This is a genomic window from Serratia sp. SA088 (genome assembly GCF_049065515.1).
GTDB classification, from domain to species: Bacteria; Pseudomonadota; Gammaproteobacteria; order Enterobacterales; family Enterobacteriaceae; genus Serratia; species Serratia nematodiphila.
In genome coordinates this window covers 1-11364 of record NZ_JBAKGW010000013.1, presented here as the reverse complement: position 1 = coordinate 11364, position 11364 = coordinate 1, and the positions used below count along the sequence as shown (strand labels likewise).

8 protein-coding genes are annotated in these 11364 nt (G+C 60.9%); 6 read left to right on the top strand and 2 right to left on the bottom strand.

The window, feature by feature from the left end:
* Positions 1-5 precede the first annotated feature (5 nt).
* Together emrA and emrB are read left to right on the top strand one after the other, a co-directional pair.
* Entirely contained in the window at positions 6-1178 is a 1173-nt protein-coding gene (emrA, locus tag ACOWVD_RS23525; RefSeq protein ID WP_015378875.1) for a multidrug efflux MFS transporter periplasmic adaptor subunit EmrA, read from the top strand.
* Positions 1179-1192: 14 nt separating this feature from the next.
* The gene (gene emrB / locus ACOWVD_RS23520) at positions 1193-2734 is read left to right on the top strand and encodes a multidrug efflux MFS transporter permease subunit EmrB (protein WP_161800767.1); all 1542 of its coding nucleotides are present in this window, start codon (positions 1193-1195) and stop codon (positions 2732-2734) included.
* Between the two features lie 58 nt (positions 2735-2792).
* On the opposite strand, the gene ACOWVD_RS23515 is transcribed toward emrB, so the two are convergent.
* The gene (locus ACOWVD_RS23515; RefSeq protein ID WP_004928870.1) at positions 2793-3881 is read right to left on the bottom strand and encodes a tRNA/rRNA methyltransferase; all 1089 of its coding nucleotides are present in this window, start codon (positions 3879-3881) and stop codon (positions 2793-2795) included.
* Between the two features lie 207 nt (positions 3882-4088).
* On the opposite strand from ACOWVD_RS23515, the gene trxC reads away from it, so the two are divergent.
* From trxC to pssA, 4 genes are all read left to right on the top strand, one after another.
* A complete protein-coding gene (gene trxC, locus ACOWVD_RS23510; protein ID WP_004928868.1) occupies positions 4089-4508 on the top strand; it encodes a thioredoxin TrxC in 420 nt (139 codons plus the stop codon).
* Between the two features lie 114 nt (positions 4509-4622).
* Positions 4623-5318, top strand: coding sequence for a tRNA-uridine aminocarboxypropyltransferase (locus tag ACOWVD_RS23505; protein ID WP_049242324.1), 696 nt, complete (start codon positions 4623-4625; stop codon positions 5316-5318).
* Positions 5319-5360: 42 nt separating this feature from the next.
* Complete coding sequence (locus ACOWVD_RS23500; RefSeq protein WP_164095205.1) at positions 5361-8009, top strand: bifunctional acetate--CoA ligase family protein/GNAT family N-acetyltransferase; 2649 nt, start codon at positions 5361-5363, stop codon at positions 8007-8009.
* 152 nt (positions 8010-8161) lie between these two features.
* Positions 8162-9517: a CDP-diacylglycerol--serine O-phosphatidyltransferase gene (gene pssA, locus ACOWVD_RS23495; RefSeq protein ID WP_049242330.1), complete on the top strand. Its 1356-nt coding sequence runs from the start codon at positions 8162-8164 to the stop codon at positions 9515-9517.
* A 36-nt stretch (positions 9518-9553) separates the two neighbouring features.
* On the opposite strand, the gene ACOWVD_RS23490 is transcribed toward pssA, so the two are convergent.
* Positions 9554-10864 (bottom strand): MFS family transporter, encoded by a 1311-nt coding sequence (locus ACOWVD_RS23490; RefSeq protein WP_033632262.1) that lies wholly within the window; start codon positions 10862-10864, stop codon positions 9554-9556.
* Between the last annotated feature and the right edge of the window lie 500 nt (positions 10865-11364).

Here is an 11364-nt window from a genome sequence, read left to right as displayed (position 1 = left end):
ACACCATGAGCGCAAGCGCGGAAACCCAAAACCCGCAGCAGCCGAGCGGCAAAAAGAAGCAGCGCAAATTTTGGCTGCTGTTGCTGACGGTTATTTTCATTGTTATAGGGGTGGCTTATTTAGTGTATTGGTTCCTGGTGCTGCGTCATCACCAGGAAACCGACGACGCCTACGTCTCCGGCAACCAGGTGCAGATCATGGCCCAGGTGTCCGGCAGCGTGAACAGCGTCAACTTCGACAACACCGACTACGTCAAGCAGGGCGACGTGCTGCTGACGCTCGATCCGACCGATGCCGAGCAGGCGTTTGAACGCGCCAAAACCGGCCTGGCCAACAGCGTGCGTCAGACCCACCAGCTGATCATCAACAGCAAGCAGTATCAGGCCAACATCGCCCTGCGCAAGACCGATCTGAGCAAGGCCGAGAACGATCTGAAACGCCGCGTGGTGCTGGGCAGCGTTGACGCCATCGGCCGCGAAGAGCTGCAACACGCTCGCGATGCGGTCGACAGCGCCAAAGCCGCGCTGGAAGTGGCGGTGCAGCAATACAACGCCAACCAGGCGATGGTGCTGAACACCCCGCTGGAACAGCAGCCGGCGATCCAGCAAGCCGCCGCGCAGATGCGCGACGCCTGGCTGGCGCTGCAGCGTACCAAGGTGATCAGCCCGATTACCGGCTATGTCTCGCGCCGCAGCGTGCAGGTCGGCGCGCAGATCGCCGCCGGTTCGCCGCTGATGGCGGTAGTGCCGGCCGATCACATCTGGGTTGACGCCAACTTCAAGGAAACGCAGATCGCCAATATGCGCATCGGCCAGCCGGCGACGGTGGTCAGCGACGTCTACGGCGACGACGTGGTGTATCAGGGCAAAGTGGCCGGTATCGACATGGGCACCGGCAGCGCCTTCTCGCTGCTGCCGGCGCAAAACGCCACCGGCAACTGGATCAAGGTGGTGCAACGCCTGCCGGTGCGTATTGAGCTCGACGCCAAGCAGGTGGCCGATCATCCGCTGCGCATCGGTCTTTCGACGCTGGTGACCGTCGACACCGCCAATCTGGACGGCCGCGTGCTGGCCGACGTGGTGCGCGACAAACCGCTGTATCAGAGCGACGCGCTGGCGTTGAATCTGGCGCCGGTTAACCAGCTGATCGCCGACGTGATCCATGCGAACGCCGGCTAAGCGCGCGGGAGGCCATCTTGCCACAGAAACCGCTTGAAGGTGCCCAGCTTGCCTGGATGACGGTCGCGCTCGCCATGGCGACCTTCATGCAGGTGCTGGACTCCACCATCGCCAACGTGGCGATCCCCACCATTTCCGGTAACCTCGGGTCTTCCAACTCGCAGGGCACCTGGGTGATCACCTCGTTCGGCGTGGCGAACGCCATCTCGATTCCGATCACCGGCTGGCTGGCGAAGCGTTTCGGCGAAGTGCGGCTGTTCCTTTGGTCCACCGCGCTGTTCGCCATCGCCTCCTGGCTGTGCGGCATCTCCAACAGCCTTGGCATGCTGATCTTCTTCCGCGTGATCCAGGGCGTGGTGGCCGGGCCGCTGATCCCGCTGTCGCAGAGTTTGTTGTTGAACAACTACCCGCCCGCCAAGCGAGCGATGGCCCTGGCGCTTTGGTCGATGACCGTTATCGTCGCGCCAATCTTCGGGCCGATCCTCGGCGGCTACATCAGCGACAACTACCATTGGGGCTGGATCTTCTTCATCAACATCCCGATCGGCGTCTTCGTGATCGTGGCGGCGATGGCGACGTTGAAGGGGCGGGAAACCAAAACCGAGATCAAACCGATCGACACCGTCGGCCTGGTATTGCTGATCGTCGGCATCGGTTCTCTGCAGATCATGCTCGATCAGGGCAAAGAGCTGGACTGGTTCAACTCGACCGAGATCATCACGCTCACCGTGGTGGCGGTGGTGGCGCTGCTGTTCCTGGTGGTGTGGGAGCTGACGGACGACCATCCGGTGGTGGATCTGTCGCTGTTCAAGTCGCGCAACTTCACCATCGGCTGCCTGTGCATCAGTCTGGCGTACATGCTGTACTTCGGCGCCATCGTGCTGTTGCCGCAGCTGTTGCAAGAGGTGTACGGCTATACCGCCACCTGGGCGGGGCTGGCGTCGGCGCCGGTCGGGCTGATCCCAGTGTTGCTGTCGCCGATCATCGGCAAGTTCGGCAACCGGCTCGACATGCGCCGGCTGGTGACCTTCAGCTTCATCATGTATGCCGTGTGCTTCTACTGGCGCGCCTATACGTTTGAACCGGGCATGGACTTCGGCGCATCCGCCTGGCCGCAGTTCGTTCAGGGCTTCGCCATCGCCTGCTTCTTCATGCCGTTGACCACCATCACGCTGTCCGGCCTGCCGCCGGAACGCATGGCGGCGGCATCGAGCCTGTCGAACTTCACGCGAACGCTGGCGGGTTCGATCGGTACCTCGATCACCACCACCCTGTGGACGCAGCGCGAATCGCAGCACCATTCGCAACTGACGGAGTTCGTCAACCCGTACAACCCGCAGTCGCAGGAGATGTACCGGCAACTGGAGCAGCTCGGCATGAGCAAGCAGCAGGCGTCGGCGTATATCGCCAACGAGATCACCGCGCAGGGCCTGATCATCTCCGCCAACGAGATCTTCTGGCTGTCGGCCGGGGTGTTCCTGGTGTTGCTGGTGCTGGTGTGGGTGGCGAAACCGCCATTCAGCTCCGGCGGCGGCGGGGGCGGCGGCGCTCACTAAGCTTCAATAAACGAAACGGGCGCCCTGGGGCGCCCGTTTTTTTATCCGACGTAGAAAATTACGCCTGATTCTGACGCCACCAGTCCGCCAGCAGAATGCCGGTCGCCACGGAAACGTTCAGGCTTTCCACCTTGCCGGTGCCGCCGATCGAGACGTTCATATCGCCCTGCTGCCAGGCGCTGTCGCTCAGACCGTCGCGTTCCTGCCCCAGCACCAGCACCATCTTGGCCGGCAGCTTGGCCTGCGCCAGCGCGGTGCCTTTGTGGCTGGAGGTGGTGACGATGGTGTAACCCGCCTTGCGGAAAGTATCCAGCACCGACAGGAAATCATCGGCGTTGATCGCCTTGATGTGCTCCGCGCCGCCTTCTGCGGTGCGCACCGCCGCGCCGGATTCCAGCAGCGCCGGATCCTGCAGCAGCACGCCGTTGACGCCGAAGTGAGCGCAAGAACGGACGATGGCGCCCAGGTTATGCGGGTTGCCCACTTCTTCCAGCGCCAGCACGCAGTCGGTCGCCGGTGCGGTTTTCAGGTAGGTCTGCGCATCCAGGCCTTGACGCTTTTTGATCAGGAAGCAGACGCCGCCGTGGTGCTCGGTGCCGGAAGCCTTGGCCAGTTCTTCTTCATCCACCACGTGGTAAGCTTTGCGGTTAGCCGCCATCCAGCGCAGCGCTTCGCGGAAGCGCGGGGTGACCGACTGCACGAACCAGGCGCGCACGATCGCTTCCGGACGGCTGGCGAACAGCGCCTGACAGGCGTTTTCACCGTAAACGCGGGTTTCTTCCGCGCGCTGGCGGCGCAGCTGCTCAGGATCGATAAAGCTTTTGCCGCTGATGCCGCCATGATCGAACGCCGGCTCTTCATTCGGCGCGCGCGAGACGGTTCTCCACGGCGACTCATTGCCACCGCGATCTTCAGAGCGCGCCGGACGGCGAGGACGATCGCTTTCACTGCGGCGGGAGTCGGCGCCGCGGCGATCGTTGCCGCCGCGCGCCTTGTCTTGACCGGTGCGGCCCGATCGCGCACCGTCAGCCGGACGGCCTTTGCCGGCCGGACGTTTATTCTTGTTACGGTCGTCGCCGTTGTCGTCGTCACTGCGGACGTACATCACTTTGACTTTACCGTTCTTGCCACTAAATGAATCGTTCATTGTCTTCTCCACCAACGCGCAGGGCGCGAAGATTACCTGATGTTGGTGCACGAAGCCACCAACTTGCGCTAAAAGCTCCCAACTATCACATCCATTGAACAAACCTCATTGTTCACGCGCCGGGTTTTGCCGATAATTGTCAGCATTAAAGAAACATCTCCGCAACCGCGTTGCGGGGACCATGCTTTCTCTGTACCCGAGGTCAACATGAATACAGTTTGTGCAGCTTGCAATGCCACCAACCGCGTGCCGGAAGAACGTCTGGCGGACAATGCGAAATGCGGCCGCTGCGGCCATGAGCTCTTCGACGGTGAAGTGATCAACGCCACCGCCGCCACGCTGGACCAGTTGCTGCAGGACGATCTGCCGGTCGTGGTCGATTTCTGGGCGCCGTGGTGCGGCCCGTGCCGCAGCTTTGCGCCGATCTTTGAAGACGTGGCCGAAGAGCGCGCCGGCAAAGTGCGCTTCGTGAAAGTGAACACCGAAGCCGAGCCGGAGCTGAGCGCCCGTTTCCGCATCCGCAGCATCCCGACCATCATGGTGTTCCGTCAGGGCAAGATGGTCGACATGCTCAACGGCGCGATGCCGAAAGCGCCGTTTGACAACTGGCTCAACGAGTTAGTGTGATTCGGCAAGTATAGGCCGTATCCCGCCATTGCGCGCGAACGCGCCCCGATCGAGCCCGCCCCTCCCGGCGGGCTTTTTTCTGCGTTACAATAGCGGTTTTTCCCCAGGATCGTTATGACCGACAACGCCGTACTTCGCCTGCGCCAATTCCGTTTAGACCGCGCCACCCGCCCTTTTTTGGCGCGCGGTTGCCGGGTGGCGCGTTGTCAGGGTTGCCTGCTGCCGCATAAAAACTGCCTGTGCGACACCATTCGCCCACAGCAGGCCTGCAGCCGTTTCTGCCTGATCATGTTCGGCGCCGAGCCGCTCAAGCCCAGCAACACCGGCCGCCTGATCGCCGATATCCTGCCGGACACCCAGGCGTTCCTCTGGTCGCGCACCGAGGTCGATCCCGCCCTGCTGGCGGCCATCAACGATCCGACACGGCAGCCTTATGTGGTGTTCCCCGCGTCCTACGCCGACGCCGAACGGCCGGTGTTCAGCGCGCTGCCCGTCGGCGGCAAACCGCCGCTGTTCATCATGCTGGACGGTACCTGGGCGGAGGCGCGCAAAATGTTCCGTAAAAGCCCGTATCTCAATCAATTCCCGGTGTTTTCCCTCAACGTCGACGCTGCATCGGACTACCAGTTGCGCGAAGCCAGCCGCGCCGAGCAACACTGCACGGCGGAAGTGGCCGCCGCCCTGCTGCAACAGGCGGGCGATCTGCCGGCCGCCGAAGGGTTGAATCAGCATTTTCGCTATTTCCGTCAACAGTATCTGGCGGGAAAACCGACCCGGCCGGAGGCACCGGTCACAGCAATGCAGCCATAAAGCGCCTAAAATCAGGCGTAACGTTGCCAAAAGGAGCCGTGCATGAGCCAGCGAGGGTTAGAAGCGCTACTACGTCCCAAATCGATCGCCGTGCTGGGCGCTTCGCAGCAGCCGGGCCGCGCCGGCAACCTGATGATGAGCAACCTGCTGGCCGGCGGTTTCGGCGGCCCCATCCTGCCAGTTACGCCGCGCTACAAGGCGGTATGCGGCGTCATGGCCTATCCCGACGTCGCCAGCCTGCCGCTGACGCCGGATCTGGCGATCATCTGCACCCACGCCAAGCGTAATCTGGCGCTGCTCGACGCGCTGGGGCAGCGCGGCTGTAAAACCGCCATCGTGCTCTCTTCGCCACCGGAACAGTTCGCTGAGCTGAAAGCCTGCGCGCAGCGCTACGCCATGCGGCTGCTGGGCCCCAACAGCCTGGGATTACTGGCGCCGTGGCAGGGCATCAACGCCAGCTTCTCGCCGGTGCCGATCCAAAAAGGGAAGCTGGCGTTTATCTCGCAGTCCGCCGCCGTCGCCAACACCATTCTCGACTGGGCGCAGCAGCGCGAAGTCGGCTTCTCTTACTTCATCGCGCTGGGCGACAGCCTGGATATCGACGTCGACGACCTGCTCGACTTTTTGGCGCGCGACAGCAAGACCAGCGCCATCCTGCTGTATCTGGAAAACATCAGCGACGCACGGCGCTTTCTCTCTGCCTCGCGCAGCGCCTCACGCAATAAGCCCATTCTGGTGATCAAAAGCGGCCGCAGCCAACAGGCGCAATTACTGCTCAACAGCCAGCAAGGGCTGGACGCCGCTTACGACGCCGCCATCCAGCGCGCCGGCCTGCTGCGCGTGCAGGATACCCATGAGCTGTTCTCAGCGGTGGAAACCCTCAGCCATATGCATCCGCTGCGCGGCGAACGGCTGATGATCGTCAGCAACGGGGCGGCGCCGGCGGCAATGGCGCTGGACGAGCTGCTCGGGCGCAACGGCAAGCTGGCGACGCTGAGCGAGGAGAGCCTGGCGAAGCTGAGCGATGCGCTGCCGGATTTCATTCGCGCCGGCAACCCGCTCGATCTGCGCGACGACGCCACGCCGCAGCGCTACCTGGCGGCTCTTGAAGCGCTGCTCGACAGCCACGACTATGACGCGCTGCTGCTGATCCATGCGCCGAGCGCGGCGGCGCCGGGCACCGCCACGGCGCAGCGGCTGATCGACGCGCTGCACCGCCATGCGCGCGGCAAACGCATCACCTTGCTGACCAACTGGTGCGGCGAATACTCTTCTCAAGAGGCGCGCCGGCTGTTTACCGAGGCCGCCATTCCCACCTACCGCACGCCGGAAGGCGCTGTGACCGCTTTTATGCATATGGTGGAATACCGCCGCAACCAAAAGCAGCTGAAAGAGACGCCGGCGCTGCCGGTCGGCCTGACCGCCAATACCGCCGACGCTCACCGCCTGATCCATCAGGCGCTGGCCGAAGGCGCCACCCAGTTGGATACCCACGAGGTGCAATCCATTCTGCAGGCTTATGACCTGAGCACCCTGCCGACCTGGATCGCCGAAGACAGCGCCGAAGCGGTACATATCGCCGAGCAGATCGGCTACCCGGTGGCGCTGAAGCTGCGCTCGCCGGATATCCCGCACAAGTCGGAAGTTCAGGGCGTCATGCTCTACCTGCGCACCGCGACCGAAGTGCAGCGCGCGGCGGAGGCGATCCTCGACCGCGTGAAGCGCACCTACCCTCAGGCGCGCATCCACGGCTTACTGGTGCAGAGCATGGCCAACCGCGCCGGCGCCCAGGAGCTGCGCATCGCGGTAGAGCAGGATGCGATTTTCGGCCCGCTGATCATGCTGGGTGAGGGCGGTGTGGAATGGCGCCAGGAAAATCAGGTGGCGGTCGCGCTACCGCCGCTGAATATGGCGCTGGCGCGTTATCTGGTGCTGCAGGCGGTGAAAGGTGGCAAGATCCGCGGCCGCAGCGCGCTGCGGCCTTTAGATATCCCTGGACTAAGCCGTTTGCTGGTGCAGGTCTCCAACCTGATCCTCGACTGCCCGGAGATCGCCCGGCTGGATATCCATCCGGTGCTGGCCTCCGGCAGCGAATTCACCTTGCTGGACGTGTCGATGCAGCTCGCGCCGTTCAGCGGCGATCCGCAGGCGCGGCTGGCGATCCGCCCTTATCCGCATGAGCTGGAAGAGACCATCGCGTTGAAAGACGGCAGCCAGTGCCTGTTCCGCCCGATCCTGCCGGAAGACGAACCGGCGCTGAAGCATTTCATCGACCGGGTGACCAAGGAAGATCTCTATTATCGCTACTTCAGCGAAATCAATGAGTTTACCCATGACGATTTGGCCAACATGACGCAGATCGACTACGATCGAGAAATGGCCTTTGTGGCGGTGCGCTCAGACGAGATCATCGGCGTGACCCGCGCGCTGTCCGATCCGGACAACACCGACGCCGAATTCGCCGTGCTGGTCCGTTCCGACCTGAAAGGCCTGGGCCTGGGGCGTCAGTTGCTGGAGAAAATGATCGCCTATGCGCGCGCGCATGGCCTGACCCGTCTGAGCGGCATCACCATGCCGAATAACCGCGGCATGATCGCGCTGGCTCAGCGGCTGGGCTTTGGCATCGAGGTGCAGCTTGAGGACGGCATCGTCAATCTGACGCTGCCGCTGCGGGCCGCCGACGCGCAGTGACCTGCGTCGCAATGCGCTACGAATCCACCACTTAACGCCAAAACATACGCACAATCGGGGCAACTAATGGTATTATCGCCCGATTATTCGGTTTATTGTTTTTATGCCTGTGGCGTTCTGGCCATCAATCATGAGAGAAGAAACGCACTGTGATGTTGTCAAAATTTAAACGTAGCAAACATCAACAACACCTTGCACAACTGCCCAAACTCCCCCAGACGGTTGCTGATGTTCGTACGTTGTACGCGCCGTCCGATTTTCGCACCACGCTGCTGGACGCCATCGCCAACGCCACCCAACGCATCTATCTGGTGGCCCTGTATCTGGAGCATGACGACGCCGGGCGCGAGATCCTCAATGCGTTGTATCAAGCCAAACAGCGGCGGCCCGAGCTGGAAATCTGCGTACTGGTCGACTGGCACCGCGCACAGCGTGGACGCATCGGCGCCGCCGCCGCCAATACCAACGCCGACTGGTACTGCGCCATGGCCAGCCAACATCCGGAACAGTCGGTGCCGATCTACGGCGTGCCGGTCAATACCCGCGAAGCGCTGGGCGTACTGCACCTGAAAGGCTTTGTGGTCGACGATACCGCGATCTACAGCGGTGCCAGCATCAACGACGTTTATCTGCATCAGCATGAGAAATATCGTTACGATCGCTATCAGCTGATCACCAACGGCGTGCTGGCCGATACTTTGATCGATTACATCAAGCAGCATCTGCTCACCGCCGGCGCCGTACAGCGCCTCGATCGCAGCGATCGGCCAAAAAGCCCGGAGATCAAAAACGAGACCCGCCTGTTCCGTTTCGCCCTGCGCCGCGCCGGTTACCACTTCCGCGGCAAGGCCGGCAACGATGAGCTGGCGGTGACGCCGCTGGTTGGGCTTGGCAAGCAAAGCGTGCTGAATAAAACCATTCATCACCTGATGTCGTGCGCCGACCAGAAACTGACGCTCTGTACCCCCTACTTCAACCTGCCGGCGCTGCTGGTGCGCAACATCATTTATCTGCTGCGCCAGGGTAAACAGGTGGAGATCATCGTCGGCGATAAGACCGCCAACGACTTCTATATTCCGGAAGATCAGCCGTTCAAAATCATCGGCGCACTGCCCTACCTGTACGAGATCAACCTGCGCCGCTTCCTGAGCCGCTTGCAGCGTTACGTCGATACCGGCCAGCTGATCGTGCGGCTGTGGAAGGATGGCGATAACAGCTATCACCTGAAAGGCATGTGGGTGGACGAAGAGTGGCAGCTGATTACCGGCAATAACCTCAACCCGCGCGCCTGGCGGCTGGATCTGGAAAACGCCATTTTGATCCACGATCCCAAGCAAGAGATGCGCGAGCAACGGCAGAAAGAGCTGGAATGCATCCGTACTCATACCACTGTAGTCGCCCATTATCAGGAACTGCAAAGCATTCAGCAGTATCCGATCAAGGTGCGTAAGCTGATTCGGCGTCTGCGCCGTATTCGCATCGATCGGCTGATTAGCCGCATCCTGTAAGCGGTATTCTGACCCCGGCCAAGGCCGGGGTTTTTATTACAGCTGTATCTCCTTGCCTTTGCGATGCAACCGAAGCGAAACCAGCAACGCCAGCAGGCACATGCCGGAAACGTACCAGAAGAAGGCATTCTCCACGCCGAATGATTTAAGCGACAACGCGACATATTCTGCCGAACCGCCGAACAGGGCGTTCGCCACCGCATAAGACAAGCCTACCCCTAACGCGCGTACCTCCGGCGGGAACATCTCGGCTTTAAGCAGCCCGCTGATCGCGGTGTAAAAGCTGACAACGAACAACGCCAACACGATCAGACCGAACGCCATAAAGGGGTTGGTCACTTCTTTCAAGGCAAACAGGATCGGCACCGTCAACACCGTGGCGAAGGCTGAGAAGATCAGCATCGAGCTGCGACGGCCGATTTTGTCCGAAAACGCGCCGACTGCAGGCTGCAGCAGCATAAAGACGAATAGCGCAACGGTCATGATGGCGCTGGCCAGCTTGGCGTCCATACCGGCGGTGTTCACCAGGTATTTCTGCATGTAGGTGGTGAAGGTGTAAAAGGTCAGTGAACCGGCGGCGGTAAAGCCCAGCACCATCAGGAACGCCTTGCGATTTTTCCACAACCCCGTCAGCGAACCGGCATCTTTGTGGTTACGCGTCTTCGCATCGGAGGTTTCATTCAGCGAGCGGCGCAGGTACAGCGCCACCACCGCCAACACGGCCCCCAGGGCAAACGGAATACGCCATCCCCAGGCCTTCAGCTCTTCAGCGGGCAATATCTGCTGCAGGATCACCAAGACCAGCAGCGCCAGCAGTTGCCCGCCGATCAGCGTCACGTACTGAAACGAGGCGTAAAAGCCTCGTCGGCCCTTGATCGCCACCTCGCTCATATAGGTGGCGCTGGTGCCATACTCGCCGCCCACCGACAATCCCTGGAACAATCGAGCGATCAGCAGCAGCGCCGGGGCCCAGCTGCCGATCGATTCATACGTCGGCAGGCAGGCGATCACCAGCGATCCGGCGCACATCATGCAGACTGAAAGCAGCATGGAGTTTTTTCTGCCATGCTTGTCGGCAATATAGCCGAACAGCCAGCCGCCGATCGGCCGCATAAAGAAGCCGGCGGCGAATACCCCGGCGGTTTGCAACAGCTGCGTGGTGCTGTTGCCCGCCGGAAAGAACGAGGCGGCAAAGTAAATGGAACAGAAGGAATAAACGTAAAAATCAAACCACTCCACCAGATTGCCTGATGAAGCTCCGACGATAGCGAAAATGCGTTTCTTGTTATCCAGCGCCCCCTGTTCGACGCCGTGCTCATCCCCAAGAGCCGAGGTTGTTTCTGTCATGATATTTTCTCCGAGCCATAGCAATGATGAAATTCGGCTTCCTGCCGCCCTGGTTGTTACTTTATTGTTACTTATAAGTTAACAGCCAAACTTAATAGCGGACGAAGAATATCTGACATTCAGAGAAACAATGCGTTGGTTTTGTGATGAATATTAAACAGTACGATGAAAGCTGAAGCGGGTTACAACGGGGATTTTCCATTTTTCCCATAGCAAAAAGCCCTGGACGTCAGTTCAGGGCTTTCGGCTTTGTTTGATGCCTGGCAGTTTATGGCGGGCGTCCTGCCCGCCCCCCTTCGGGCCGTTGCTTCGCAACGTTCAAATCCGCTCCCGGCGGATTTGTCCTACACCATTCGTCTCAGGATGCCCATGCTCGGGCAGAACGCCAGATAACAGACAAAACAAAAAGCCCCATGCTTTCGCATGAGGCTTGTTGTTTTATTTGATGCCTGGCAGTGTCCTACTCTCGCATGGGGAGACCCCACACTACCATCGGCGCT

What these genes read in the sequence shown, in the direction of transcription:
- emrA (WP_015378875.1), top strand. Translation starts at nt 6, where the DNA reads ATGAGCGCAAGCGCGGAAACCCAAAACCCGCAGCAGCCGAGCGGCAAA.
- ACOWVD_RS23515 (WP_004928870.1), bottom strand. Translation starts at nt 3,881, where the DNA reads ATGAACGATTCATTTAGTGGCAAGAACGGTAAAGTCAAAGTGATGTAC.
- trxC (WP_004928868.1), top strand. Translation starts at nt 4,089, where the DNA reads ATGAATACAGTTTGTGCAGCTTGCAATGCCACCAACCGCGTGCCGGAA.
- ACOWVD_RS23505 (WP_049242324.1), top strand. Translation starts at nt 4,623, where the DNA reads ATGACCGACAACGCCGTACTTCGCCTGCGCCAATTCCGTTTAGACCGC.
- ACOWVD_RS23500 (WP_164095205.1), top strand. Translation starts at nt 5,361, where the DNA reads ATGAGCCAGCGAGGGTTAGAAGCGCTACTACGTCCCAAATCGATCGCC.
- pssA (WP_049242330.1), top strand. Translation starts at nt 8,162, where the DNA reads ATGTTGTCAAAATTTAAACGTAGCAAACATCAACAACACCTTGCACAA.
- ACOWVD_RS23490 (WP_033632262.1), bottom strand. Translation starts at nt 10,864, where the DNA reads ATGACAGAAACAACCTCGGCTCTTGGGGATGAGCACGGCGTCGAACAG.